Origin of the sequence: Herbidospora galbida (assembly GCF_005233835.1) — a bacterium.
GTDB classification, from domain to species: domain Bacteria; phylum Actinomycetota; class Actinomycetes; order Streptosporangiales; family Streptosporangiaceae; genus Herbidospora; species Herbidospora galbida.
Window position 1 is genome coordinate 108,946 of record NZ_SZQA01000023.1, and the last position, 24,791, is coordinate 133,736.

Genomic DNA, 24,791 nt, shown 5'->3' on the forward strand with positions numbered 1-24,791 from the left:
CCGCTCATGATTGACGTCATCATCGTCGGCGCGGGGCCGACCGGAGTGATGCTGGCCGCCGAACTCCGCCTGCACGGCGTCGAGACGGTCCTCGTGGAGCGGCTCGCCGAACCGGTCACCCACTCCAAGGCGCTCGGCCTGCACGTCCGCAGCCTGGAGATCATGGACCAGCGCGGCCTGCTCGACCGGTTCCTCGCGCACGGTCAGCAGTACCCGCTCACCAGCCACTTCGCCGGCATCGTCAAACCGTGGCCGGTGGTGCTCGACACCGCCTGCCCCTACCTGCTGGGCATCCCGCAGGTGGTCACCGAACGTCTGCTCACCGAGCACGCCACCGGCCTCGGCGCCGAGATCCGGCGCGGCGCCGAACTGACCGGCCTGACCCAGGACGACCACGGCGTCACCGCCGAACTGGCCGACGGCACCTCGCTTCGGGCGCGCTACCTGGTCGGCTGCGACGGGGGCCGCAGCACCGTGCGGAAACTGCTCGGCGTCGCCTTCCCCGGCGAGCCCAGCCGGGTCGACACCCTGCTCGGCGAGATGGAACTCACCGCGTCGCCGGAGACGATCGCGGCCGTGGTGGCCGAGGTCCGCACGAAGGAACTGAAGTTCGGCGCGATCCCGCAGGGCGACGGCGTCTACCGGGTCGGCGTCCCGGCCGCGGAGGTCTCCACCGCGCCGCCGACGCTGGAGGACTTCCGCCGCCAGCTGGTGGCCTACGCCGGCACCGACTTCGGCGCGCACTCGCCCCGCTGGCTCTCCCGCTTCGGCGACGCGACCCGGCTGGCCGAGCGCTACCGCGTCGGCCGGGTGCTGCTGGCGGGCGACGCCGCGCACATCCACCCGCCGACCGGCGGGCAGGGCCTCAACCTCGGGGTGCAGGACGCTTTCAACCTCGGCTGGAAGCTCGCGGCCGAGGTGAACGGGTGGGCTCCGGAGGGGCTGCTCGACACCTACCACGCGGAACGCCACCCGGTGGCGGCCGACGTGCTGGTCAACACGGCCGCCCAGATGCTCCTGCTGTCGACCGAGCCGGGACCCCAGGCGGTCAGGACGCTGATGTCGCAGCTGATGGACTTCGAGAACGTGACCCGCTTCCTGCTGGAGAAGATCACCGCGATCGGGGTGCGCTACGACTTCGGCGACGGCCACGACCTGCTCGGCCGCCGGATGCGGAACCACGGGTCGCTCTACGCGTCGATGCACGGCGGGCGGGGTCTGCTGGCCGGCCGGCTTTCGGTGGAGGGGTGGGCCGACCGGGTCGACGTCCTCCGTGAGGACCTCGGCGTTCCGGCGGCGCTGCTGCGGCCGGACGGGCACGTGGCCTGGGTGGGGGAGGACCAGCAGGACCTGAACGCGCATCTGGAGAAGTGGTTCGGTGCTAGCAACTCCGGTTGACTAATCCGAAATTAGTCAACTACGGTTGCTCGCATGCCGCCCGAACTCAGCGATCCCGCCGACGCCCTGGCCGCCGTGGCCGCGCTCCGCCGTCTCGCCGACCAACTGGAGGAGGCCGCCGTCGAGCAGGCCATGCGCGACGGATGGAGCTGGCCCGAAGTGGCCGAGGCGCTGGGGATCACCCGCCAGGCGGTCCACAAGAAACACGCCAAACGGCTCATCGAAGCCGGTGTGTCACTGAGGAGGCGTTGACGTGGCCGCCATCGACCACTACCTGAACTCGGTCATCCAGCAAGCACGGCTGGAGGCCTTCGACGACGGCTCGGCCACCCTGGAAGCCCACCATCTCCTGCTCGGCATCGCCGTCGTGGGGGAGAACGCCGAGCTCATCGCGGCCGGGCTCGGCTACGACCAGATCCGCGCCGCCCTCCAGGAGGAGTTCGAGCACAGCCTCCAGACGGTCGGGGTGTCGGCGGCGGCGTACCACCTGCCGAAGCCGACCCGCGTGGGCGACCCGCCGACCACCCTGGGCGCGTCGGCCAAGCTCGCGTTCGACCGCGCCTTCGCCTGGGCGCGCAGGAAGAAGGACCTGCGCCCGGTCCACCTTCTGCTCGGCATCCTGCAGGCCGAAATCGGCACCGTCCCCCGGGCGCTGGCCCTGGCCGGGTTCGACCGGCCCGCCCTTCTCGCTCGCTTCTCCGGGGAGCCCGCGTGATCCAGGACATCCTCGACCGCGCCGTCGCCGAAGGCGGCCTGCCCGGCATCGCCGCCGAGCTCCGCGACGGCGACGAGCGCTGGTTCGGCACGGCCGGCGCACCCCGCGAGCGCGACCACGAGTTCCGCATCGGCAGCACGACCAAGACCTTCGTCGCCACCCTGATGCTCACCCTGGTCGCCGACGGCCTGGCCGGCCTCGACGACCCGCAGCCGGGCGGCACGACCCTGCGCCAGCTCCTGTCACACACCAGCGGCCTGGCCGACTATCTGCGGTTCCAGGACGAGGTCAACCAGTACGAATGCCCGACCCCCGCCCAGCTGGTCGCCATCGGCCTGGCAAAACCTCCGGCGTTCCCTCCGGGCGAGGGGTGGCACTACTCCCAGACCAACTACGCCCTCATCGGGCAGCTCATCGAATCGATCACCGGCCGGCCGCTGAGCCGGGCGCTCGGCCGGATCACGGAAGCCCTTCCCGGCACCTACCTGCCGGTCGGAGACGACGCGGGCTTCCGTGGCCCGCACGGCCGTCACTACAGCCGCCTCCACGACCCTTCCCCGGACGCGGAGACCCACGACCTCACGGAACTGAACCCGTCCCCCTTCTGGGCGGCGGGCGGGATGATCTCCACCATCCCCGACCTGGGCGACTTCTTCACCGCACTGCTGCGGGGCGACCTGCTTCCCCCGCACCTCCAGGACGAGATGTTCACGACGGTCCCGACGACCGACTGGCTGGAGACCGGCCGCTATGGCCTGGGGATCTCGTCGCTCACGCTGTCGGGTGGAGAGACGGTGTGGGGGATGGGCGGCGCGATCTTCGGGTCGTGGACGTACGCGTACGGCAGCCGCGACGGCCGGAAGATCCTCGTGGCCAACACGAACGGCGACTGGTCAGACCCGATCGCGATCTTCACGGAGCTGCTGGAGGCGGCCTTCCGGTCGTGAAGTTCACGCGTCCCGGAGGAGTTCCTCGGCACTGTCGACGTGGAAGGCGCGATCCAGCCACGTTCGCGTGAGGTCGGGGTCGGTGCAGGCGAGAATGCGGTCGCGGATCTCGTCGGTCACCACGAGCTGCCGGTGCGCGAGAATCGCCAGAACGGCCTCCGCTCTGCCTTCCGCTCTGCCTTCCGCTCTGCCTTCCGCGACGTAGCCGCGGGCCCATGCGCTCCGGTATTCCTTGGATGCCACACCCATCAGTGTCCTCCACAGCTCGGAGGCCGATTCGCTCAACGCCTCAGAGAGATAGTCAGTGTACGTTCTGGCTTCTTTGGCGTCCTTTTTCCCGAATGCCAGGACGCCCGCGCTGGTCGCGGCCAGGACCGCTTCGCGGTGAGGGCCCTCGGCGTGGGCCAGCGCCGAAAGGGTCGCCAACTCGGGGTTGGCGATGGCCTGCGCCTCGTCTGTCACCAAGGGGATGGCGGACAGTCCGATGACATGGGGCGTCACCACGGACGAAGGCCCCAGGGCGATCGGCGTGGAGACGCGTTCGGCTCCATGGGCGTGGGGCCACATCACCAGCAGGATCGTCTGGCACCTGTGGCGGGCCCGGGCGGCCGTGAGGTATTTCGGCCAGGTCCACTCTTTGCGTGAATCGTGGTCGCGCTGCATCTCGACGACGCAGACGAGAACCGGCCGCCCCCGATTGCGGAGGACGATCACGTGGTCGGCCCGGAGCTCGACGGGTGTGGTCTCGTTCATGACCGGCGTCTCGACCCGGGCCTCCTCGTAGTGGGGGAGGTCGATGCCGAAGGTCTCCAGCAAAAGGTCGGGAGCGAGGCGGGGGTTGTTGGCGAACAGGTCCAGCCACATCTCGTGCTCGGTGGTCGGAGGCATGCCTGAGACATTACGCACCGCGACCGGGAAAACCCGGTGTGTTATCGAAGCGTTATAGGTCTAGTGGACGTACAAGCTGGTGCACGAATCTATGGCGACCGCTCCGGGTAGCGGTTAAACGATCATGAAGAGAACGTTCCCTCACCAGGGTGGCCCGGGCTGGCTGTGCTCGTCAATGGCTCGTACCGGCCCCAGTCAGCGAATCGGCCCGTGACGTCACCGGAAACCGTTCCATCGGATATTCAAAGCTCAAACGCTCCTCGTCCGGGTCATGATCGCAACGGGAGAGCGCTCTCCGATTCAGTTAACTCTTTCGTATTCGTTACGTCAGAGTTAATTTGATACTTGACAGATATCGGAACAAAAGGAGAACCTCAGGGCCCAGGGAGCGCTCCCCGAACTTCACCCCCCGCCCTCCCGAGGAGACACGTTGAGTTCATCGCGCAGTCCGGGCCGGTTACGCCTGGGCGTGCTCATCGCGGCAGCGCTGGCGCTGCTCGCCTCCTACGTCGCCATCCAGCCGGCCCAGGCCGCCGACGCCCTGATCTCGCAGGGGAAGACCGCCACCGCCTCCTCCGTCGAGGGGGCCTTCGCGGCGTCCGCCGCCGTCGACGGCAGCACCGGCACCCGGTGGGCCAGCGCCTTCTCCGATCCCCAGTGGATCCAGGTCGACCTCGGCGCCTCGGCCACCATCAGCCAGGTCGTGCTGAACTGGGAGGCCGCCTACGGGCGCGCGTTCCAGATCCAGACCTCCGCCAACGGCACCACCTGGACGACGATCCACACCACCACCGCCGGAACGGGCGGCGTCCAGACCCTCAACGTGACCGGCACCGGGCGCTACGTCCGGATGTACGGCACCCAGAGGGGCACCGCCTGGGGTTACTCCCTCTGGGAGTTCCAGATCTACGGGTCCACCGGCCCGACCGGCACGTGCGGCGGCAACGCCGCCCTCGGCAAGCCGATCACCGCGACCTCCACCGAGGGGACCTTCGTGGCGGCCAACGCCGTCGACGGCGTCGCCGGCACGCGGTGGGCCAGCGCCTACGGCGAGCCCCAGTCGGTGACGATCGACCTCGGTGCCACCACGTCGATCTGCGGCCTGACCCTGGTCTGGGAGGCCGCGTTCGCGCGGACGTACCAGGTGCAGGTCTCGCCGAACAACACCACGTTCACCCAGATCTACGCGACGACCACCGGCGCCGGCGGCACGGAGAACGTCACGCTGAGCGGCAGCGGCCGCTACCTGCGGATCGTGATGTCGAACCGGGCGCTGCCCTTCGGCGTCAGCCTCTTCGAGATCGCCGTCAGGACGGGCACCACCACCAGCCCGTCCCCGTCTCCGTCGCCGAGCCCGTCGCCGAGCCCCAGCCCCAGCCCGAGTCCCTCTCCATCACCTGACCCGGGTGGGGAACGGCTGCTGTCGTACAACAAGCCCGCCGTCGCCTCCACGTCGCAGAGCGACGGGAACTGCTGGGAGTGCACGCCGGCCCGCGCGTTCGACCTCGACCCGGCCAGCCGCTGGGCGACGAGCTCGACCACGGGCTGGGTCGACCCCGGCTGGATCTACGTCGACCTCGGCGCGGCGGCCCAGATCAGCAGGGTGGTCCTGCAGTGGGACCCGGCGTTCGCGCGGTCGTTCAACATCCAGACCTCCAACGACGCCACCAACTGGACCAACATCTACTCCACGACCACCGGGACGGGCTTCAAGCAGTCGATCCCCGTGACCGGGAGCGGGCGTTACGTCCGGATGTACGGCACCCAGCGCGCCACCCCCTATGGCTACAGCCTGTGGGAGTTCCAGGTGTACGGCACCGGCGGCGCCCCCAACACCCCGCCCGCCGCGCCGCCCGACCCGCGCAACCCCCCGCAGCTGGTCTGGAGCGACGAGTTCAACGGCGCGGCGGGCACCAAGCCCGACGCGGCCAAGTGGCGGCCCGACCCCGGCACCGGCCCGAACAACGAGCTGGAGTACTACACCAACAACAACAACGCCAACATGAACGGCGCCGGGCAGCTGGTCATGGAGGCCCGCCAGGAGGTCACGCCGGGGTCGTCGTGCCCGGGCGGGACCTGCCAGTACACCTCGCACCGGATGAACACCGGCACGAAGTTCCACTTCACCTACGGCCGGGTCGAGGCCAGGATCAAGGTGCCCAAGGGCAACGGCCTGTGGCCGGCGTTCTGGATGATGGGCGCCGACTTCCTGACCGGCCGTCCGTGGCCGTACAACGGTGAGATCGACATCGTCGAGGTGCTCGGCAAGGACGTGAAGACGTCGTACACCACGATCCACGCGCCGGCCTACAACGGCGGCGGCGGGATCGGGGCGCCGAACACCCTGCCGAACGGCGCCGACTTCTCCGACGACTACCACGTGTGGTCGCTCGACTGGAACAGCCAGGGCATGACGTGGAGCGTCGACGGCCGCCAGGTCTTCGCGCTCAGCAAGGCCCAGGTCGAGGCGACCCGCGGGCCGTGGGTGTACGACCACCCGTTCTACATCATCCTCAACCTCGCCGTCGGCGGCGACTGGCCGGGTCCGCCGGACGCCTCCACCGGCTTCCCGAAGCAGATGCTCGTCGACTACGTGCGCGTGTACCAGTGATCGACCTCTCCGGGGGGCGCGTGCCCCCCGGAGGGCACCCCCCACCATTGGAGTAACGCGATGTCCCTGACCATCACGTGGGCCAGGATCGCCGCCGTCGGCGTGCTGATCCTGGCGATGCTCACGATCGTCACCCAACGGGCCGAAGCGGCCCCCATCTCCCAGGGCAAGACCGCCACGGCCTCCTCCGTCGAGGGCGGCCACGTGGCCGCCAACGCGGTCGACGGCAACGCCGGCAGCCGCTGGTCCAGCCTGTTCTCCGACCCGCAGTGGCTCCGTGTCGACTTCGGCGCCGCCACGTCGATGAACCAGGTGGTGCTGCGCTGGGAGGCGGCCTACGCCACCGCCTACCAGCTCCAGACCTCGTCCAACGGCACGACCTGGACCACGGTCGCCACCCGCACCGCCCAGACCGGCGGCGTGCAGACGATCGGCTTCACCCAGACGTCCGCCCGCTACATCCGCGTCTACACGACCGCGCGCGCCACCGGCTACGGCGTGTCGCTCTGGGAGTTCGAGGTGTACGGCCCCGGCGGCGGCCCCACGCCGACCCCGACGCCCACCCCCTCGCAGCCGCAGGGCCCGATCGTGCGGGTGTCGGAGTTCCTGGCCGACTGCCCGTTCACCCACCGGCTGCCCGACGACCCGATCATCTACCCGAACCTGCCGGGCGCCTCGCACATGCACTCGTTCTTCGGCAACCTGACGACGAACGCCAACTCGACCGTGGAATCGCTCCTCGCGGGCGACTCCAACTGCAACCCGCGCATCGACCTGTCGTCGTACTGGGTGCCGACGCTCTACGTCAACGACCAGCCCGTCGAACCGGTCATCACGACGTTCTACTACCTCGGTGAGGGCGTGCGGCCCGACATCACCGCGCAGATCCAGCCGCTGCCCCTGGGCCTGCGCATCGTCGCCGGAAACGCCAAGGCCACCGCGCCCGACAGCACGACGATCGCCCGGTGGTCGTGTCTGCACGCCAACGAGGCGGGCGCGTCCAAGGACTTCGTGAACTGCCCGGCCGGGACGATGCTGGAGTCCTATCTGGACTTCCCGCAGTGCTGGGACGGGGTGAACCTCGACTCGCCCGACCACAAGAGCCACATGGCCTACCCGGTCAACCAGGCGTGCCCGTCGACCCACCCGGTGCCGGTGCCGAAGCTGCGCCAGGTGCTCCGCTACCCGGTCAGCGGCGACCCGTCGCGGATCCGCCTCTCGTCCGGCCGGGGGTTCACCATGCACGGTGACTTCTTCAACGCCTGGCCCGAGGCCGAGATGTGGCAGCGGGTGCGTGACTGCATCCGTCCGGTGATCAAGTGCGGGGCCAACGGCCGGCCATGAGAAGACTCGTTCTCGCCGCCCTGATCTTCGCGGTCGCGTGCACGTCCGAGGCGCCGCCGCCTCCGCCCCCGCCGAAGCCGGTGGTGGCCGTGGCGGCGTACAACCCGACGGATGTGGCGTGGGCGCAGCTCATGGCGGCGATGAACGAGCGGATGCTGAAAGTGCTCGACCTGGCCCCCGGCCGGGCCGCGGACCCCGTGCTCGCCGACCTGGCGGGGTCCGTCGGCCAGGGCCACCGGGCCGAACTGGCCCGTCTTCGCGCGATCCTGACCAGCGCGAAGGCGGGCCCCAACCCGCACGAGGGGCACGACATGCCGGGCATGCCGACCCCGATCGTGATCGAGGCGGCGGCGAAGGCGAAGGGGAAGGCGTTCGATCGGATCCTGGTCAAGAGCCTGAAGGGCCACCTCGACCAGTCGGCCATGGTGACCGCGAGTGAGCAGAAGGCCGGCGCGGCCGAGGAGGCGCTCGATCTGGCGGCCGACATGACGGCGGCGCGCACGGATCAGCTCGCGGCCCTGTCGGAGCTTGCGAGGTAATCGCGGTAAGAATGTAAGCATGAAGGTTGGACTTCAGATCCCGAGTTTCACCTACCCCGGCGACCCGGTGCTCAGTGACCGGCTCGCCCAGATCGTCACCACCGCCGACCAGGCCGGATTCGACACGATCGCGGTGATGGACCACTTCTGGCAGATCCGGGGCGTGGGCGCGCCCGAGGAGCCGATGCTGGAGGCGTACACCACCCTCGGCTGGATCGCCGCGCACACCTCGCGGGCGCGGCTGCTGGCCCTGATCACCGGGGTCATCTACCGGCAGCCGGGTCTGCTCGCCAAGATCGTGACCACCCTCGACGTACTGTCGGGGGGCCGGGCCTGGCTGGGCATCGGCGCCGCCTGGAACGAGGACGAGTCGAAGGGCCTCGGCTTCCCGTTCCCGCCGGTGGCCGAGCGCTTCGAGCAGCTCGAAGAGGCGCTGCAGATCTGCCTGCGGATGTGGGACGGCGACGAGAGCCCGTACCGCGGCAAGCACTTCCAGCTGGAGCGGCCGCTGAACTCCCCGCAGCCGCTCACCCGCCCGCACCCGCCGATCATGATCGGCGGCGGTGGCGAGAAGAAGACGCTGCGCCTGGTCGCCCAGTACGGCGACGCCTGCAACCTGTTCCCGTCCGACCAGCTCCAGCACAAGCTCGACGTGCTGCGCGGCCACTGCGAGGCGGTCGGCCGCAACTACGACGACATCCAGAAGACGGTCTACTACGCCTACGACACCACCCACGGCACGCAGAAGATCGTCGACGACCTCGGCGGCTTCGCCGAGATGGGCTTCAGCCTGGCGATCGGCCAGGTCAAGGGGGTGTACGAGCTGACCCCGCTGGAGCAGATCGGCTCAGAGGTGGTCCCGGTCGTGCAGCTGATCTGAGATTGGGTAACTTGGCGGCGTGGGCTCAGCGACCCTCGTCCCCCAAACCCAGTCCATGACCGGCGACGACCTCTCCGCCGACGACGCGTGGGCCGCTCTGCGCGCCTACGGCGCCTGGCGGCTCGCCCGCGACTCGTTCGTGCGCTTCCGCTACGGCGACGGCATGAGCCATTCGCGGGCTCTGGCGTTCCAGATGTGCCTGTCGGTCATCCCCGGCGCGATCGCCCTGGTCGGGCTCTCCTCGGTGGTCCACACCGAGGAGCTCGGCCAGGTCCTGGCGCTGACCCTCAGCCGGCTGAGCCCGGGAGAGGGCGTCGCGGCCGTCCGCGACATCCTCGACGGCGGCTCGCGCTCCGACGCGGTCGCGCTGTGGCTGGGCCTCGGCACCGCCGTGTTCGCCCTGGTCAGCACCATGGCCCAGGTCGAACGCGGGGCCAACCGCATCTACGGCATCGAACGCGACCGCCCCTTCCACCGCAAATACCTGCGCGGGCTCGTCCTGGCGACGACCGCAGGCTCCTTCATGGTGGCCGGGTTCGTCATCATGGTCGGCGGCGACGCCCTGAAAGAGGCCCTCACCCGCGTGTACGACTGGGGCCCGGGCCTCCGCTTCGCCTTCGACCTGGTCAGATGGCCGCTGGGCTTCCTGCTCGCCTTGGTGGCGACCTCGGTCATCTTCCGCGCCGCGCCCCGCCGCCGGCAGCCCGGCCACACGTGGCTGGCCTTCGGCGCGCTCGTCACCCTCGTGCTCTGGACGACCTTCACCATGGGCCTGGCCCTCTACACGAGCCTCAACGAGAGCTTCGGCGAGACCTACGGCCCGCTGACGGCGGTGATGGCGCTGCTGCTCTGGTCGTTCCTGACCTCGATCGCCCTGTTCCTCGGCCTGGCCTTCGCCGCCCAGCTCGAAGCCTCGCGCACCCACCAGACCGAACCCGCCATGCCCGACCCCGGCCCCACGAAGGAGGAGGAGCGGGAGCCGATCGTGGGCGCGGTCGGCATGGCCCTCCTGGCCGCCGCCCGGGTGCTGGTGGCGAGAGTCACCAAGCGGCGCTGACGACCACGCCGAACGCCACGACCAGCAGCCCGGCCCCGAGGCCCGTGAGCCACCGCCCGGCCGTCGTGCCGTGGCCGGTGACGGTGTCGATGCGGACGTCACTCGGGTCGGCCGGGTCGTAGAGGACGCCGACCCGGTCGCCCTTCGCGGCCGGCGCCGGGTTGCCGCCGACGGGCGAGCGGGCCTCCACCACCCTGCCTTCGGCGGTGCGGAACCGGAGCACCGGCAGGTAGACGTGGGCCGGCCGGGGCCGTTGCGCCACTCCCTCACGGCTGACCCGCAGCGCGATCACCTCGCCCTCGGCGCGGACCGCGACCGCCAGGAAGGCCCGCGCCGCCCGCGCCACGGCCTGGCCCTGAGCCAGCAGATGAAGGCCGACGAACTCCAGGATCAGCCCCAGGACAACCCGTTCCACCCCGGCAGGTTAACGAGACAGCGCCATGCCGGGGATCCGGTCACGGATGGCCTGCAACTGGGCCTCGTCCGAGACGCCCTGCCAGTCCCATCGCGGGGTGTAGGGGGCTTCCAGCGCCCGTGCCTCGTCGTCGGAGAGCTCGACGTCCAGTGACGCCACGGCCTCGTCGATCTGCCGGGTCGACCCGGCGCCGACCAACGGCGCGGTGACGACCGGCTGGCGGCGCAGCCAGGCGAGAGCGATCTGCGCCCGGCTCACGCCGTGCGCGTCGGCGACCCGCCCGACGGCGTCGACGATCATGCGGTTGGCGGCCTCGTCCGCCGGTGGGTAGAGCAGGTCCGCGAACGCGCCGTCGGTCGCGGACCGCGCCGTCGCGTTGGCGTCGTCCCACGCGCGGGCGAGGCGGCCACGGGCCAGCGGCGACCAGACGACGGTGCCGACGCCCTCGTCGAGGCACAACGGGATCATCTCCCGCTCCTCTTCCCGGGCGAGCAGGTTGTAGTGGTCCTGCATCGACGCGAACCGCGCCCACCCATGTTGTCTTTGCAGGTGGAGGGCTTTGGCGAACTCCCAGGCGTGCATCGAGGACGCGCCGAGGTAGCGCACCTTGCCGACCCTCACGAGGTCGTTCAGCGCGTCGAGGGTCTCCTCCCACGGCGTCGAACGGTCGTTGCGGTGAATCTGGTAGAGGTCGATGTAGTCGGTCCCGAGCCGCCGCAGCGAGTGGTCGACCTCGGTCATGATCGCCTTGCGTGACAGTCCCCGGCCGTTCGGCCCGAGGCGCATCGGGTGGCGCAGCTTCGTGGCGATCACCACGGCGTCGCGGTCGGCGAAGTCGCGCAGGGCCCGGCCGAGGATCTCCTCGCTCGACCCGTCGGAGTACATGTTCGCGGTGTCGAAGAAGTTGATCCCCGCCTCCAGCGCGTGCCTGATCAGCGGCCGCGCCTCGGCCTCGCCCCTCGACCACACCGGGTGGCCCCGGCCGGGCTCGCCGTAGGTCATCGCGCCGATCGCGATGGGGGACACGTCGAGGCCGGTCGTGCCGAGTTTGATGTAGCGCATCTGTACCTCTAAACTATGTGGAGAACTCTCCGGATAACGTAGTGGAGAGTTCTCCACATAGCAAGGCGGGAGCTCGATGGTCCGTTCCGACGCCCGTGAGAACCGGATGCGCATCCTCGCGGCCGCCCGCGAGGCGTTCGCCGAAGACGGCGGCACGTCGATGAACCAGGTCGCCCAGCGCGCCGGCGTCGGCGCGGGCACCCTCTACCGCAACTTCCCGACCCGCGAGGCGCTGCTCCTGGCCGTCTACCAGGACGAGGTCGACCGCATCCTGGGCACCGTGCCCGACCTGCTGGCCGCGCATCCGCCGATCGAGGCGCTCCGCCGCTGGACCACCGACCTGGTCGAGGCCATGCGGAGGAAGCACGGCCTCGGCGACGCCCTCAGCCCCGGCGCCCACCAGGCGATCACCGAGCGGACCTACGGCCCGGTTGTCGCCGCGATCGCGGAGATCCTCGACGCGGGCAAGAAGGACGGCAGCATCCGCGACGACGCCGATCCCGGCGACTTCCTCCAGCTCAGCGGCGCCCTCTGGCGAGCCGCGCCGGGCCCGGAGGACCGGTCGCCCCGCATGCTGGCGCTCATCCTCGACGGGCTCCGCGCCCGGCCGCGCTAGAGAATCGCTCCAACTCATCCACCATCCGGCCGCAAGCTGGCCTCCTCAGGATGATCTCGATCCCTCCTGGAAGGACGAGACATGCGGTTATGGAGTGTCCTGGTGTCGCTGACGGCCGTGCTGACGGCCGGCGCAGCTCCCGCCTACGCGGAAACCCCGATTCCGAACGCCACGGTGGCGGCCGTGGGAGCACAGCCGTCCTCGCACACCGGCTCCTGCTACCCGGAGCCCGCGCAGATCACCCTCAGCGCCACGATCACGGTCGACGGCCCCCGCGCGGTCGCCTACCAATGGGGCACCGGCCGCGTTGAGCAGGTGGTCTTCGCCGAGGCCGGATCCATGACCGTGACCACCACGAAGACGCACTACTGGGGGCGCGGGCCGAAGTCCACGACCATCCGGCTGACCGGCGTCGGGAGCACGGCGACCATCCCGTACACCCTGGCCTGCGACGAGCCCATGCCGCACGCGCCGGAAATCCAGCCGGCGGCCGAACACCTCGGCCCATGCGGCGCCGGTGTCGTGCACACGGCCACCGCGCAGATCACCTCGCCGATCGCGCAGACCGTCCGCTACCGGTGGATCACCAACGACGGCGCGGACCTGCGGGGCGCCCAGGGAGTGCACGAGGTGGTCTTCACCGAACCGGGCGCCAAGACCGTGAGCACTCCCTTCCATCGCCTGCCGGTCGCCAATCCGTTGGGGGCCGACTGGATCGCGGTGCGGATCGTCAGCCCCGAGACCCATGTCGACGCGGTGGAGTGGGGGGCCTACCGCACGGTGTGCGCGGGCGAACACCGCATCGGCGCCGACTTCGCCTCCCTGACCCGCACCGCCGGCACGTGCACTCCTTGGACCCCGTTCAAGTACCGGCTGGAGGGCTACGCCGAGAGCAACACCTCCGGACAGCTCACCTATGCCTGGTCCCGCTTCACTGAGGAGGCCGGGTGGGCGCGTGAGCCGTGGAAGACCGTCATGATCACCTCCTCGGCGGGCGGCCGCGCACCCGTGCACAAGGTGGTCAGTTCGAGCATGGGCGACTCGGCCCTCTGGCGTCTGGAGGTCGTCGGCGTCAACGGCGTCATCACGACGGTGAGTCGCGGCTACCAGACCTGCGCCGTCGACTGACGATCGGCGAAGCCGGCCCGCGTACCGGAAGATCCGCATCACGCGCTAGGCCTCCAGCCGCCGCCCGGTGATCCGCTGCGGCCTGATGGTGATCAGGTGGTCGCGGTCCTCGACCCACGAGTCGCCCGGCGCGCCGGGCGCGTGGTGGCAGGGGCCCTGGACCAGCACGCTCCAGCCCTCCCGGTGTTCCGGGTCGATCGCGTCGACCTCGAAGGCGACCACGATCTCCAGGTCGTCGACGTGGGTGCGCAGATCGTCGTCCATGGCGCCGCCGGTGCGCGTGCGGAAGACGATCACGCCGTCGTCGAGGCGGTAGTTGACCGGGAGGATGGTCGGCCCGTGGGAGCCGCTGAAGGCGATCCGGCCGACGCCGCCGGGGGCGATCAGGGCGAGGCATTCGTCGGCGGTGAGAGTGCGCAGGGTGCTCATGGCCTCCACTGTGGACGCCGCGCGGGCCACCGGACATGGCCGATGGGCCCCTCCCAGGCGGGCCGAAGGTCCTTTGACGGACGGGTGGGTCGACGCGCTGCCCCTGGCGGCCAACCCGTTCGTGAACGACCACATCGTCTACGCGATCGTCCTGATCGGGCCGGCCGCCGACAACGCGGGCGACACCTGGGGCTTCGGCCGGTCCTCAGGTAGCGTTCAGCGCCTGGCGGGCCAGTTCGGCCGCGCCGGTCACCCCCGACAGGTTCCCCAGCCCCGGCGCGGCGATGAGCGTGTCGAGCGGGTAGCCCCCGGCCAGCTCGGCGGCGCGGGCCCGCACGAGGTCGAGCAGCCCCGGCCGTCCGCCGACCCCGCCGCCGATGATCACGGCCTGGGGGGAGAGGGTCGAGGCCAGGTTGTGTACGGCCTTCGCCAGATAGTCGGCCTCCAGCTCCCACGGCTCGCCGTCGCCGAGCTCCTGCCCGGGACGCCCCCAGCGCTGCCGCATCGACGTCCCCGACGCCAGCCCTTCGAGACAGTCGCCGTGGAACGGGCACACCCCCGGGAACGGGTCGCGCTTCGTGTCGTGGGGGACCAGCATGTGCCCCGCCTCGGGATGGGTCCGCCCGTGCAGGGGCCGCCCGTCGACCACGACGCCGACCCCGATGCCGGTGCCGACCGTCATGTAGGCCAGCGTGTGCAGCCCCCGGCCCGCGCCGTAGCGCCACTCACCGATCGCCGCCCCGTTGACGTCGGTGTCGAGCCCGACCGGGACGCCCAGCCCCTCGCGGAACGGCGTCACCACGTCGGCGCCCGACCAGCCCGGCTTGGGCGTGGCCGTGATGTGCCCGGTCGACAGGTCGACCGGGCCGAACGTGGCGACGCCGACCGCCGCGGGGGCGGGATGACGCCGGAAGAAGTCGACGGCGGCCGGGATGGTCTCGTCGGGGGTCGTCGTCGGGACCACCTCGGTGGCCACGATGTTTCCGTCGGTGTCGGCGAGCGCGCACACCCATTTCGTACCGCCCGCTTCGACGGCTCCGTACCTGATCACCCCGACAGTCTGCCGTCAGAGCTCCGGCTGCTGCCAGCCGGTCTGGGGGATGTCGCCCCGGTAGGGCGGCAGGACGACCGGCGGCACGAAGGTTTCCTTGATCGTCCGGGCGTTGACCCAGCGGATCAGGTTGAGGATCGAGCCGGCCTTGTCGTTGGTCCCCGAGGCCCGCGCGCCGCCGAACGGCTGCTGCCCGACCACCGCGCCGGTCGGCTTGTCGTTCACGTAGAAGTTGCCGGCGGCGTACCGGAGCTTCTCCGAGGCCGACGCGATGGCGTAGCGGTCGCGGGCGATGAGGGCGCCGGTCAGGGCGTACGGCGTGGCCGACTCCAGCTGGGCGAGCGTGGCCTCGAAGTCGTCATAGACGTGGACGGCGAGGATCGGGCCGAAGTACTCGGTCGTGAAGATCTCGTCGGTCGGGTCGCCGCACTCCAGGACGGTCGGCCGCACGAAGTAGCCGGTGGTGTCGTCGTAGGAGCCCGTCAGGACCGCGATGTTGTCGGCCGCCCGCGCCCGATCGATGGCCGCCTTGTGCTTGGCGAACGCGCGGGCGTCGATCACGGCGCCCATGAACGTCGACAGGTCGGCCGCCACGTCGCCCACGGTCAGCGACTCGGCCAGGGAGACGAAGTCGTCCTTCATCGTGTTCCACATCGCGCGCGGCACGTAGGCCCGCGACGCCGCCGAGCACTTCTGGCCCTGGTATTCGAACGCGCCCCTGATCAGCGCCGTCGTCAGCGCCGCCGGGTCGGCCGAGGGGTGGGCGAGCACGAAGTCCTTGCCGCCGGTCTCGCCGACCAGGCGCGGGTAGGCCCGGTAGTGACCGATGTTGGCCCCGACGGTCGCCCACAGGTGCTGGAAGGTCGCCGTCGAGCCGGTGAAGTGGACGCCGGCCAGCGCCGGGTGGGTCATCGCCACCTCCGACACCGCCGAGCCGTTGCCCGTCACCAGGTTGATCACACCGGGGGGCAGGCCGGCCTCCTCCAGCAGCGCCATCGTGAAGTGGGCGGCGAACTGCTGCGTGGGAGACGGCTTCCAGACCACCACGTTGCCCATCAGCGCCACCGATGCGGGCAGGTTCCCGGCGATGGCGGTGAAGTTGAACGGCGTGATCGCCAGGACGAAGCCCTCAAGCGGGCGGTACTCCATCCGGTTCCACACGCCGGGGGAGGAGACCGGCTGCTCGGTGAGGAGCTGCCGGGCGAAGGCCACGTTGAAGCGCAGGAAGTCGATCAGCTCGCAGGCCGCGTCGATCTCGGCCTGCTGGGCCGACTTCGACTGGCCGAGGATGGTCGCGGCGTTCAGGGTGGCCCGCCACGGCCCGGCCAGCAGTTCGGCCGCGCGCAGGAAGATCGCCGCCCGCTCGTCGAAGCTCAGCGCCCGCCACGCCGGGGCCGCCGCCAGGGCGGACGAGACGGCCGCCCGCACGTCGGCGGGGGTGGCGTCGTTGGTGGTGCCGAGGACCGAGGCGTGGTTGTGCGGCTGGACCACGGGGATGGGGGCCCCGCCCGCCATGCGGCGCTCGCCGCCGATCGTCATCGGCAGGTCGATGCTCGTGGCGGCCAGTTCCTTCAGCCGCCCCTCCAGCATGGCGCGGTCGGCGCTGCCGGGGCCGTAGGACCGGACCGGCTCGTTGACCGGGACCGGGACCGTGGAGACGGCGTCCATCACTTACCCCCTAGGGAACGCAGGAAGAAGGCCACGTTGGCCGGTCGTTCGGCCAGGCGGCGCATGAAGTAGCCGTACCAGTCGTCGCCGTAGGGCACGTACACGCGGACCAGCGCGCCCGAGTTGGCGAGCGCCTGCTGCTTGTCGGTGCGGATGCCGTAGAGCATCTGGTACTCGTAGGTGTCGCGGGCCCGCTCGTGCCGGTCGGCGAGCAGTTCGGCGATCGAGATCAGCCGGTCGTCGTGGGTGGCCACCATGGGGTGCCCGGTGCCCGCCATCAGCACCTTCAGGCAGCGCACGTAGGCCAGGTCGACGTCGTTCTTCTTCTGGTGCGCCACCGACGCCGGCTCCCGGTAGGCGCCCTTCACCAGCCTGACCCGCGAGTCGCGCAGGTCGTGGCAGTCGGCCTCGCTCCGGAACAGGTAGGCCTGGATGGCCACCCCGACGTCGGAGAAGTCGGCCCGCAAGTCGCGCAGGATGCCCAGGGTGGAGTCGACCGTGGTGTGGTCCTCCATGTCGAGGGTGACCGTGGCCCCCGCGCCCAGCGCGGCCTCGCAGATCTCCCGGGCGTGTTCGAGGGCCATCGAGTCGTCGAGCGCCTGCCCGACGGCCGACAGCTTCACCGACACCTCCGCCCGGTGCCCCAGCCCCAGCGGGGCGAGGGCGTCGAGCAGTTCCACGTACGCCTTCGTGGTCGTCACGGCGGCGTCGGTGTCGCGCACCTCCTCGCCCAGGTGGTCGATGGTGACCATGAGCCCCGACCGGGTCAGCCGTTCGACCGTGGCCACGGCGTCGGCGGTGGCCTCTCCGGCGACGAACCGGTCGACGACGCGCCGGGTTGGCGGCAGGGCCGTGACGGCCTTGCGCGCGAGCGGATTCCTCGACACGGCGAGGAGCGTGGAACCGAGCATGCACACAGCGTAATTCGCCCGGAAAGTACCCTTCCACGGACATCCGGCCAAGTCTCTTCAGACAAATGCACAATAATGTCAGCATGCAAGACCTGGTCGACGAGATCGCCCGCCTGCTCGACGCGTCGGTCACCGTCGAAGACCGCGCCTTCGAGCTGGTGGCCTACGGCGTGCAGAGCGGCGTGGTCGACGAGGTCCGCCAGGAGTCCATCCTCCGCCGCCGCGCCACCGCCGCGACCAGGGCCCACTTCGAGGCCTACGGGATCGCTACGGCCGACCATCCCGTACGCATCCCCGAGGCCCCCGGCTTCCTCGCCCGCGTCTGCGTCCCGCTGCGGCACAAGGGCGTCACCTACGGCTACCTGTGGCTCCTCGACAGCGGCAGGCTCCCCGACGCCCTGCTCGACCGCGCCGCGCCCCTGTTCGCCCGCCTGGCGGCGGCGCTGGCCCACGAGGCCCAGATCCGCCGCGCCCCCCTCGACGACCTGTTCTCCCCGAACCCGCAGGCCCGCCTGGAGGCGGCCCGGGGGATCGAGGGCCCGCTGGTCGCGCTGGCCGTGGCGGCCGGCCCGGCCGAGGTCCCCGTCTCCTGGTCGCTGCCGCGCGACGTGCTGACCGGCCAGGCCGGCGCCCACCCGGCGTTCCTGGCCCCACCGGTCCGCGCCCGCGAGGCGGCCACCCGCCTGAACGCCATGTACGGCGTCCCCGTCGGCGCGGGAGACCCGCGTCAGGACCCGGAGGACGCGTGGGAGAGCTGGCGGGAGGCCCTGAGCTCGCTGCGGGTGGCCGAGAAGACGGGGGAGCCCGTCGCCCACTGGTCGGAGCTGGGCGTCTACCGCTACCTGGTGAGGTTGCCCCACCACGAGCTCGCGGAACTCGCGGGCGAGACGTCCGCCCTCCCGGAGGAGCTGGCGGCCACGCTGGAGACCTACCTCGACCGGGCGGGCCACGTGCAGAAGACGGCGGCCGCGCTGGGGATCCACCGCCAGACCCTCTATTACCGCCTGGGCCGAGCAGCGGAGTTCACCGGCAAGGACCTCTCCAACGGCCAGGACCGCCTACTGCTGCACCTGTCGCTCAAGGCGAGAAGGTTGTGAATGGCCAAAGACGGTTCGTCGCCAGGCCCGCCGAAGCGGCTGCCTGCCGCCGGTTACGGGGGCCGGCCCTCGTTGGCGGTCGGTGCCGACCGGGCGAAGCCGTAACAGAGAAGTCTTATAACGGGCCGAGCGCCCGCGATGGCCGGAGCATCGCGGGCGCTCGGGTTTTCCCTCAGGGGAGAGGTCTCAGGCGCAGGCGCTTTCGTAGACGCGAAGGAGCTCCTGGCTGACGCGCTCCAGCGAGTAGCGCGAGCGGGCGCGGTCGGCGCCGGCGTAACCCAGGGCCGAGCGGAGGGTGCGGTCGCCGAGGAGGTCGCGGATGCGGGTGGTCACCTCGGCGGGGCGGCGGACCAGGAAGCCGGTCACGCCGTCGACGACCGAGTCGAGGTGGGCTCCGGACGCGGAGGCGATCACCGGGACGCCGCAGGCCATGATCTCCAGGGCCGCGGTGCCGGTCGGCACGGTCGGCTGGAGCGACAGGGCCACGTCGACGCTGCGGATCAGCTTCGGCATCGCGTTGTGGGGGACGTCGCCGAGGAGGGTCAGCCGGTCTTCGACGCCGCGGGCGCGGGCCAGCATGCGCAGCCGCTCCAGGACCGGGTCGTCGCCGCCGGCCACGACCAGTTCGGCGTCGGGGATCGAGGTCAGGGAGTTCACCACGGCGCCGGCGCCGGTGGCGCCCACGTGCAGCAGGCGCGGGCGGCCGTCACGCGGGAAGGCCGGGCCCTGGCGGCGGAACCGCTCGATGTCGACGCTGCCCGGGACGATCGAGATGTTGCGGCGCGGGACGCCCATCTGGATCAGCTGCGACTCCTCGCCGGCGCAGGCGGCGATCACCGCGCGGGCCCGGCGGCCGATCGCCCGCTCCAGGCGCAGGACCTGGGCCGAGGGCCGGTCGTCGTGGTGGAAGGTCTGCGTCACCGGGACGTCGAGGCCGTCGGAGCCGGCGATGGCCGCGAGGCCGCCGGTCCATGAGTGGGCGTGGATGACGTCGGGGCGCTCGGCGTTCCAGCGCTGCTTGAGGCCGTCGCTGAAGTCGGAGATGTAGGGGAGCAGGTCGCTCTCGGAAAGGTTCTTGTCGGGCCCGGCGGGCACCCGCTCGACCCGTACGCCCTTGATCTGCGCGTCGTCCCGCGTGTAGACGGTGACCTCGTGACCCCGGCCCAGTTCACGGGCGACGGCGGGGGCGGTGACGGAAAGGTTGTTCGTGGCGACAATGGCGATATGCATGGCACACCTCATGGCGATAAGCGCGATGAAAGGGGTGTGCCTGCGTCTTAGGCACGAACTGTGTTGTGGTCTTTACCGTACACCGATGAGCTTTAAACGCAAGTTTTCAGATGAATCAGGCGTCGATGCGCAGGCCCGGCGAAGTGTGCCAGCCGATCAGGCGCATCAGGTGGCTGACGTGTTCCGGCACCGGGCCGAGCACGAGTTCGCGCTGGTCACCGAGGGTCTTGGCGGTGTCGACCAGGGCCCGCAGCCCGGCCAGGTCGATGAACGTGACCCCGTGGAGGTCGACGTGAAGATCTCCGGGAACCGTCCCGGTCGCCTGGGAAAGCTGGCGGGCCAGATCGGCCGAGGAGGTCGCGTCGACCTCTCCCTCGACCTGGATGCCGTCGGGGCCGAAGGTCCGCCGGATGCGCAGCAGGGCCGTTTCGAGCAGCAGGTCGCCGTCGTCGGGCCGGTGCAGCCGGAGCAGGTCGGCCAGCACGCCGGGCGCGAACAGCCGCTTGTCGAACTGGCACACCCCGAGCGCCGCACCGGTGTCGTAGACCCGCTGGATGCCGGTCTCGAACTCGGTCAGCCGGTCGGTGCCGACGCGGACGGCCCAGCTCATCTCGCCGGTCACCCGCAGCGCCCGGTAGCCCTCTGACCTGGCCTGTTCGGCTTCGGCGGCGACGTCGGCGACCAGCGTGCCCGGGTCGAAGGCCTCAAGCCGGCGGATGTCGAGCCGCCCGGAGCCCACGGCCCCGGCGGTGTCGACGCCCCAGCCGCGCAGCAGCCCCGTGACGACGGCCGGATGGGTCACATCGGTCAAATACAGCACCTTGTCCGCGCCGGCCAGCCCTTCGCCGATGAAGGGGGCCAGCACGGGCTCCAACTCGGCCTCGTCGGAATAGGCGACGGACCTGTGGTCACCGGGCTGCACCAGGCAAGGCTAGCGGGAACGACGCAGGGTGAGAACCGTGACCTCGTCGACGACCTCGTCGTCGCAGAAGGCGCGGTGGTCCTCCTCGATCGCCTTGACCACCGCCGAGGGCGGCTGGTTGACGCAGCGCGCGAGCACTTCGGTCAGCCGGGCCTCGCCGTAGTTCTCCCCGGCCGAGCTGCGGGTGCCGACCAGGCCGTCGGAGTAGAGCACCAGCGTCTCTCCCGAGGTCAGGGTCAGTTCCTCGGTGGCAGGCACGGCCCCTTCCTCGAAGCCGAGCGGCACCCCGCCGCCCTCGGTGAAGCGCACCCCGCCGTCGGGCTGGAGCAGCGCGGCCGGGTGGTGCCCGGCGGAGGCCAGGCGGACCTTCCGGCCGCGGACGAAGCCGGCGGCGGCCATCACGAACAGGCCGGTGTGCTGGGCCAGCAGGGCGTCGTTGACCTTGCGGAGGGCCTCTCCGGGGTCGCGTTCGAAGGCGCTGAGCACCCGGATCCCGTTGCGGACCAGCGAGGTCACCGAGGCGGCCTCCTCGCCGCGTCCGGCCGCGCCGCCGATGACGAAGCCCCAGCCGCCCTTCATCGGGAAGACGTCGTAGAACTCGCCGCCGATCGCCCGCATGGCCGAACCGGGGTGGTAGATCGCGGCCGTCTCGAACCCGGCCACCTCGGGCAGCGACCGGGGGAGCACGCCGCTGCGCAGCGCGTCGGCGGCGTTGGAGCTGCGCTGGAAGCTCCGCTGGGCGCGCAGGGCCAGCCCCAGGTGGGCCCCGATCTCCTCCAGCAGCCCCAGGTCGGCCAGGCCGAAGGGCGGGCGGTCGCGCAGCCGTACGAGGGTCAGCACCCCCGCGACCTCGTCGTCGGACTGGATGGGGACCGAGAGCAGGGAGCCGGCCTTCATCTGGGTCAGCACGTCGGCGCCGAGCAGGCTGTCGTCGCTGAGCATCTCGTGGACGACCCCGCTGCGCGTGGCCAGCACGCGGGCGACCAGCGGCGCCTCGGCCGGGTCGCGGGCCTCGACCGCCCGCTGGAGCTTGGCCACCGGCTGGGTCGACGGCGCGATCACGGCGGCGCGGTGGAGGCCGCCGTCGCGGACCATGTCGGCGATCACCCAGTCGGCCGTCTCGGCGCCCAGCAGCCGGGCCGCGCGGATCAGCGCGACCGGCTCGCGGAGGCTCTCGTCGTCGAGCAGCAGCCGGGTGAGCTGGGCCGACAGCTCGTGGCGGCGGGCCGCCTCCAGGAACAGCGCCTCGTCGGGCGTGTCCTTGCCGCTGTCGGGGCCGGTCAGCTGGACGTCGGTCGGCAGGGCGACGGCGGCGACCATCTCCTGCGGCTCGCCGGGCATCCGCAGGCGGCTCAGCACCAGCCGGACCGTGTGGGCCCGGCCCTGGTGGGCCAGCCGCGTCTCGAAGGTCGTGCTCTCTTCGCTGCGCAGCGCCTCGGCGAACCTCGCTCGGAAGACGGCCCGCCGGGACGACTCGATGAGCAGCGGGAACGCCCGGCCGATCAGGTATCCGGCCGGGCTGCCGAGCAGCCGGGTGGTCTCGTTGTTGATCCGGCGGACGGTTCCGCCGGTGTCCATCACGATCACCGGGATCGGAAGGGTGCGGAAGATCTGCCGGAGCAGTTTCTGCTCGCGCTGAGGGCCGCCGTCACGCCGCCGTTTCGCCTTCGCCAGCTCGGCCAGGGCGTCGCGGACGAGCCCTTCGGCGGTCTCGAGCTCGTGGCTGCGGGGCAGGTCGGCGACCCGCGCCGCGAACTCGCCCAGCCGCTGCTCCAGGTCGGTCACCGGTGTGTGCTCCCTCTCGCATCCGTCATCGGATGATTAGACCTCAAACTAGGGGAATGGTGTTCCCTGTGATTCCCATTCTCGCCCGTGATCTCGCCGCCCTCGGACGGGTCACCGAGGGAACCTCCGCCGAGAGCGTGCTCCGCGGGGTTACCGAGGCCATCGCCAGGGGCGTGCCCGGCTGCGCGGGCGGCACCGCCGAGCTCTGGATGGACGACCGGGTGCTGCTGGCGTCCTCGCACAGCGAACTCATCGCCGTCAGCGACCGTGAGCGCGACCTGCGCGAAGGCCCTTCTCGGGAGGCCCTGCGCAGCGGCCGGCCGATCGTGGTGGGCGACGTCATGCGCGACCAGCGCTGGCCCCGCTATGCCGCCGCGGCCGTCCGCCACGGGGTGCGCTCGATCCTCGTGCTGCCGGTCGAGGTCGACGGCGCGATCGTGGTCATCGGCCTCTACGGGGTGCGGCCGGGCGTGTTCGCCGACCACGTGCCGCTGACCGAGCTGCTGCGCGAGCAGGTCACGGTCGCGCTGGCCAACATCTGGGAGTTCGACGACGTGCTGACGGGCGCGGCCCAGATGCAGGAGGCGATGGCCGGCCGGGCCCTGATCGACCAGGCCAAGGGCATCATCATGCAGGCCAGCGGATGCAGCCCCGAAGAGGCCTTCGACGAGCTGCGCCGGATCTCCCAGCACCACCAGGTCAAGGTCGCCGACCTGGCGAAGCTGCTGGTCACCGAGCACCAGCAGAAGAACGCGAAGAACTAGACCGCCGCGACGGCCTCGTCGACGGTCTCGAACATGGGCAGGCGCTGCGCGAGGCCGGTCACCCACATCACCTTCGAGGCCGGGTATTGCACGTTGACCAGCGCGAAGTGCCCGCCCGCCGCGGTCGCCCGCTGCCAGTGGTGGACGATCAGCCCCAGCGCCCGCGAGTCCATGAACGTCACGCCGCCCAGATCGAGGATCATGTCGGGCCCGTGGTCGTCGGCGACCGCGTCGAGGTGGTCGGAGAACTGCTCACGTGTGGTGGCGTCGAGGATCCCGTCGATGTGGATCACCACGAAATCCGCCACGGCACTCGATCGCATCGTCAGGGTTGCCACCGCCTCGCCTCCTTCGACGCAACCTTACTGTCCTCCCGGGAGTTGTGTAACGCCCCGATTCGGGGCATTATGGCGGAAGAGGTCCAGCAGAGGGCTTCGTCTCGTTTTCTTGAGCGAGACGTCTGTCTGCGCGGACCTTTCCGCGTTTTCGGGGGTCTCGCGTTTTCCCCTAGGAGACAGCGACATGTCTGCCGACCTGATGGCCGCCGAAATCACCGCCGAAGACCTGCTGGTCGAGCTCAACGAGCCCGGCACCACCGATGAGCGCGCCGCCCGGCTGCGCGAGATCATCGTCGAGATGCACCGCCCCATGGCCCGCGACATCGCCCGGCGTTACCTCCACCGGGGCGAGCCGATGGAAGACCTCCTCCAGGCCGCGTACGTCGGGCTGATGAAGGCCATCAACGGTTTCGACCCCACCCTCGGCCACAGCTTCCGCGGCTACGCGATGGTCACCATGACCGGTGAGGTCAAGCGGCACTTCCGCGACCGCACCTGGGCCGTCCGGGTGCCCCGGATCTACCAGGAGCGCCGGTCGGAGCTCAACCGCCTGGTCGCCGACATGACCCAGGAGAACGGCCGGTTCCCCACGGTCGCCGAGCTGGCCGAGAGGATGGGCATCTCCGAGGAGGACATGCTCCTCACGCTGGACGCCTCGTCGGCGTACAGCACGCTCTCGCTCGACGCGCCGATGGGCGCCGACGACGACGCGGCCGCGCTGGGCGACGTGATCCCCGACAGCGACGACAGCCTGGCCACCCTCATCGACCGCGAGGCGGTCAAGCCCCTCATCGACGAACTGCCGGAGCGGGAGAAGAACATCCTGCTGCTACGGTTCTATGGCAACATGACGCAGGCGGAGATCGCCGCCGAGTTCGACATCTCCCAGATGCATGTGTCGCGGATTCTGCGGAAGGTTCTCGACCAGTTGCGCGCGGAGCTTGTCGCCTAATGGCGGTTTTCGACCCGATTCCCCGGGATATCGGGCAACGTGCC

General features: G+C 70.8%; 25 protein-coding genes. 14 read left to right on the top strand and 11 right to left on the bottom strand.

The features are described from left to right. Nucleotides 1–6: 6 nt before the first annotated feature. From rox to FDA94_RS23225, 4 genes are read left to right on the top strand one after another with little or no spacing between them, the layout of a single operon-like run. A complete protein-coding gene (gene rox / locus FDA94_RS23210; RefSeq protein WP_137249188.1) occupies nt 7–1,398 on the top strand; it encodes a rifampin monooxygenase in 1,392 nt (463 codons plus the stop codon). A gap of 33 nt (nt 1,399–1,431) precedes the next feature. Next, the gene (locus tag FDA94_RS23215; RefSeq protein ID WP_062330290.1) at nt 1,432–1,650 is read left to right on the top strand and encodes a winged helix-turn-helix domain-containing protein; all 219 of its coding nucleotides are present in this window, start codon (nt 1,432–1,434) and stop codon (nt 1,648–1,650) included. A gap of 1 nt (nt 1,651) precedes the next feature. Further along, nucleotides 1,652–2,113: a Clp protease N-terminal domain-containing protein gene (locus FDA94_RS23220; protein ID WP_137249189.1), complete on the top strand. Its 462-nt coding sequence runs from the start codon at nt 1,652–1,654 to the stop codon at nt 2,111–2,113. Then, entirely contained in the window at nt 2,110–3,060 is a 951-nt protein-coding gene (locus FDA94_RS23225) for a serine hydrolase domain-containing protein (RefSeq protein WP_137249190.1), read from the top strand. The genes FDA94_RS23220 and FDA94_RS23225 overlap by 4 nt, the downstream gene beginning before the upstream one ends. Nucleotides 3,061–3,063: 3 nt before the next feature. On the opposite strand, the gene FDA94_RS23230 is transcribed toward FDA94_RS23225, so the two are convergent. Beyond that, entirely contained in the window at nt 3,064–3,924 is an 861-nt protein-coding gene (locus FDA94_RS23230; protein WP_137249191.1) for an RpnC/YadD family protein, read from the bottom strand. A gap of 454 nt (nt 3,925–4,378) precedes the next feature. On the opposite strand from FDA94_RS23230, the gene FDA94_RS23235 reads away from it, so the two are divergent. The 5 genes from FDA94_RS23235 to FDA94_RS23255 are packed head-to-tail and all read left to right on the top strand — an operon-like array spanning nt 4,379 to nt 10,379. Next, nucleotides 4,379–6,559, top strand: a complete 2,181-nt coding sequence (locus FDA94_RS23235; RefSeq protein ID WP_246060106.1) for a discoidin domain-containing protein — start codon at nt 4,379–4,381, stop codon at nt 6,557–6,559. Between the two features lie 60 nt (nt 6,560–6,619). Next, a complete protein-coding gene (locus FDA94_RS23240; protein WP_212735458.1) occupies nt 6,620–7,903 on the top strand; it encodes a DUF1996 domain-containing protein in 1,284 nt (427 codons plus the stop codon). Then, a complete protein-coding gene (locus tag FDA94_RS23245; RefSeq protein WP_137249192.1) occupies nt 7,900–8,442 on the top strand; it encodes a DUF305 domain-containing protein in 543 nt (180 codons plus the stop codon). The genes FDA94_RS23240 and FDA94_RS23245 overlap by 4 nt, the downstream gene beginning before the upstream one ends. Nucleotides 8,443–8,461: 19 nt before the next feature. Next, nucleotides 8,462–9,322 carry an LLM class F420-dependent oxidoreductase gene (locus FDA94_RS23250; RefSeq protein ID WP_137249193.1) on the top strand — a complete coding sequence of 287 codons (861 nt, stop codon included), beginning with the start codon at nt 8,462–8,464 and terminating at the stop codon, nt 9,320–9,322. Nucleotides 9,323–9,341: 19 nt separating this feature from the next. Then, nucleotides 9,342–10,379, top strand: a complete 1,038-nt coding sequence (locus FDA94_RS23255) for a YihY/virulence factor BrkB family protein (protein ID WP_137249194.1) — start codon at nt 9,342–9,344, stop codon at nt 10,377–10,379. Here FDA94_RS23255 and FDA94_RS23260 read toward each other — a convergent pair. Then, nucleotides 10,363–10,794 (bottom strand): DUF3592 domain-containing protein, encoded by a 432-nt coding sequence (locus FDA94_RS23260; protein ID WP_137249195.1) that lies wholly within the window; start codon nt 10,792–10,794, stop codon nt 10,363–10,365. The genes FDA94_RS23255 and FDA94_RS23260 overlap by 17 nt on opposite strands. A 9-nt stretch (nt 10,795–10,803) precedes the next feature. Further along, nucleotides 10,804–11,856, bottom strand: coding sequence for an aldo/keto reductase (locus FDA94_RS23265; RefSeq protein WP_137249196.1), 1,053 nt, complete (start codon nt 11,854–11,856; stop codon nt 10,804–10,806). Nucleotides 11,857–11,932: 76 nt separating this feature from the next. On the opposite strand from FDA94_RS23265, the gene FDA94_RS23270 reads away from it, so the two are divergent. Further along, the gene (locus FDA94_RS23270) at nt 11,933–12,472 is read left to right on the top strand and encodes a TetR/AcrR family transcriptional regulator (RefSeq protein ID WP_137249197.1); all 540 of its coding nucleotides are present in this window, start codon (nt 11,933–11,935) and stop codon (nt 12,470–12,472) included. Between the two features lie 81 nt (nt 12,473–12,553). Beyond that, nucleotides 12,554–13,600 (top strand): hypothetical protein, encoded by a 1,047-nt coding sequence (locus FDA94_RS23275; protein ID WP_137249198.1) that lies wholly within the window; start codon nt 12,554–12,556, stop codon nt 13,598–13,600. A 45-nt stretch (nt 13,601–13,645) separates the two neighbouring features. Here the strand turns inward: FDA94_RS23275 and FDA94_RS23280 are convergent, their stop codons facing one another. From FDA94_RS23280 to FDA94_RS23295, 4 genes are all read right to left on the bottom strand, one after another. After that, entirely contained in the window at nt 13,646–14,029 is a 384-nt protein-coding gene (locus FDA94_RS23280; protein ID WP_137249199.1) for a pyridoxamine 5'-phosphate oxidase family protein, read from the bottom strand. A gap of 205 nt (nt 14,030–14,234) precedes the next feature. Beyond that, nucleotides 14,235–15,080 carry an ROK family protein gene (locus FDA94_RS23285; RefSeq protein ID WP_212735459.1) on the bottom strand — a complete coding sequence of 282 codons (846 nt, stop codon included), beginning with the start codon at nt 15,078–15,080 and terminating at the stop codon, nt 14,235–14,237. 15 nt (nt 15,081–15,095) lie between these two features. Further along, nucleotides 15,096–16,748, bottom strand: coding sequence for an L-glutamate gamma-semialdehyde dehydrogenase (gene pruA / locus FDA94_RS23290; protein ID WP_137249200.1), 1,653 nt, complete (start codon nt 16,746–16,748; stop codon nt 15,096–15,098). After that, a complete protein-coding gene (locus FDA94_RS23295) occupies nt 16,748–17,659 on the bottom strand; it encodes a proline dehydrogenase family protein (RefSeq protein WP_137249201.1) in 912 nt (303 codons plus the stop codon). The genes pruA and FDA94_RS23295 overlap by 1 nt, the downstream gene beginning before the upstream one ends. 83 nt (nt 17,660–17,742) lie before the next feature. On the opposite strand from FDA94_RS23295, the gene FDA94_RS41160 reads away from it, so the two are divergent. After that, entirely contained in the window at nt 17,743–18,756 is a 1,014-nt protein-coding gene (locus tag FDA94_RS41160; protein WP_281286613.1) for a PucR family transcriptional regulator, read from the top strand. A 186-nt stretch (nt 18,757–18,942) separates the two neighbouring features. On the opposite strand, the gene FDA94_RS23305 is transcribed toward FDA94_RS41160, so the two are convergent. From FDA94_RS23305 to FDA94_RS23315, 3 genes are all read right to left on the bottom strand, one after another. Further along, a complete protein-coding gene (locus FDA94_RS23305; protein ID WP_137249203.1) occupies nt 18,943–19,986 on the bottom strand; it encodes a glycosyltransferase in 1,044 nt (347 codons plus the stop codon). Between the two features lie 115 nt (nt 19,987–20,101). Continuing rightward, on the bottom strand, nt 20,102–20,908 hold the full coding sequence (locus tag FDA94_RS23310) for an MEDS domain-containing protein (protein WP_137249204.1): 807 nt from the start codon (nt 20,906–20,908) through the stop codon (nt 20,102–20,104). Between the two features lie 9 nt (nt 20,909–20,917). Continuing rightward, complete coding sequence (locus FDA94_RS23315; RefSeq protein ID WP_137249205.1) at nt 20,918–22,693, bottom strand: SpoIIE family protein phosphatase; 1,776 nt, start codon at nt 22,691–22,693, stop codon at nt 20,918–20,920. A 68-nt stretch (nt 22,694–22,761) separates the two neighbouring features. Here FDA94_RS23315 and FDA94_RS23320 point away from each other — a divergent pair, with 68 nt between their 5' ends. Then, nucleotides 22,762–23,457: a GAF and ANTAR domain-containing protein gene (locus tag FDA94_RS23320; protein WP_232320142.1), complete on the top strand. Its 696-nt coding sequence runs from the start codon at nt 22,762–22,764 to the stop codon at nt 23,455–23,457. Here the strand turns inward: FDA94_RS23320 and FDA94_RS23325 are convergent. Further along, the gene (locus FDA94_RS23325; RefSeq protein ID WP_232320143.1) at nt 23,454–23,795 is read right to left on the bottom strand and encodes an STAS domain-containing protein; all 342 of its coding nucleotides are present in this window, start codon (nt 23,793–23,795) and stop codon (nt 23,454–23,456) included. The two genes, FDA94_RS23320 and FDA94_RS23325, sit on opposite strands and share 4 nt — an antisense overlap. Before the next feature lie 184 nt (nt 23,796–23,979). Between FDA94_RS23325 and FDA94_RS23330 the strand changes: the two genes are divergently transcribed. Continuing rightward, a complete protein-coding gene (locus FDA94_RS23330) occupies nt 23,980–24,747 on the top strand; it encodes a SigB/SigF/SigG family RNA polymerase sigma factor (RefSeq protein WP_137249206.1) in 768 nt (255 codons plus the stop codon). Nucleotides 24,748–24,791 lie beyond the last annotated feature (44 nt).

What these genes read in the sequence shown, in the direction of transcription:
- rox (WP_137249188.1), top strand. Translation starts at nt 7, where the DNA reads ATGATTGACGTCATCATCGTCGGCGCGGGGCCGACCGGAGTGATGCTG.
- FDA94_RS23330 (WP_137249206.1), top strand. Translation starts at nt 23,980, where the DNA reads ATGTCTGCCGACCTGATGGCCGCCGAAATCACCGCCGAAGACCTGCTG.
- FDA94_RS23305 (WP_137249203.1), bottom strand. Translation starts at nt 19,986, where the DNA reads ATGCATATCGCCATTGTCGCCACGAACAACCTTTCCGTCACCGCCCCC.
- FDA94_RS23265 (WP_137249196.1), bottom strand. Translation starts at nt 11,856, where the DNA reads ATGCGCTACATCAAACTCGGCACGACCGGCCTCGACGTGTCCCCCATC.
- FDA94_RS23215 (WP_062330290.1), top strand. Translation starts at nt 1,432, where the DNA reads ATGCCGCCCGAACTCAGCGATCCCGCCGACGCCCTGGCCGCCGTGGCC.
- FDA94_RS23250 (WP_137249193.1), top strand. Translation starts at nt 8,462, where the DNA reads ATGAAGGTTGGACTTCAGATCCCGAGTTTCACCTACCCCGGCGACCCG.
- FDA94_RS23240 (WP_212735458.1), top strand. Translation starts at nt 6,620, where the DNA reads ATGTCCCTGACCATCACGTGGGCCAGGATCGCCGCCGTCGGCGTGCTG.
- FDA94_RS41160 (WP_281286613.1), top strand. Translation starts at nt 17,743, where the DNA reads ATGCAAGACCTGGTCGACGAGATCGCCCGCCTGCTCGACGCGTCGGTC.
- FDA94_RS23295 (WP_137249201.1), bottom strand. Translation starts at nt 17,659, where the DNA reads ATGCTCGGTTCCACGCTCCTCGCCGTGTCGAGGAATCCGCTCGCGCGC.
- FDA94_RS23270 (WP_137249197.1), top strand. Translation starts at nt 11,933, where the DNA reads ATGGTCCGTTCCGACGCCCGTGAGAACCGGATGCGCATCCTCGCGGCC.
- FDA94_RS23245 (WP_137249192.1), top strand. Translation starts at nt 7,900, where the DNA reads ATGAGAAGACTCGTTCTCGCCGCCCTGATCTTCGCGGTCGCGTGCACG.
- FDA94_RS23275 (WP_137249198.1), top strand. Translation starts at nt 12,554, where the DNA reads ATGCGGTTATGGAGTGTCCTGGTGTCGCTGACGGCCGTGCTGACGGCC.
- FDA94_RS23230 (WP_137249191.1), bottom strand. Translation starts at nt 3,924, where the DNA reads ATGTGGCTGGACCTGTTCGCCAACAACCCCCGCCTCGCTCCCGACCTT.
- pruA (WP_137249200.1), bottom strand. Translation starts at nt 16,748, where the DNA reads ATGGACGCCGTCTCCACGGTCCCGGTCCCGGTCAACGAGCCGGTCCGG.
- FDA94_RS23280 (WP_137249199.1), bottom strand. Translation starts at nt 14,029, where the DNA reads ATGAGCACCCTGCGCACTCTCACCGCCGACGAATGCCTCGCCCTGATC.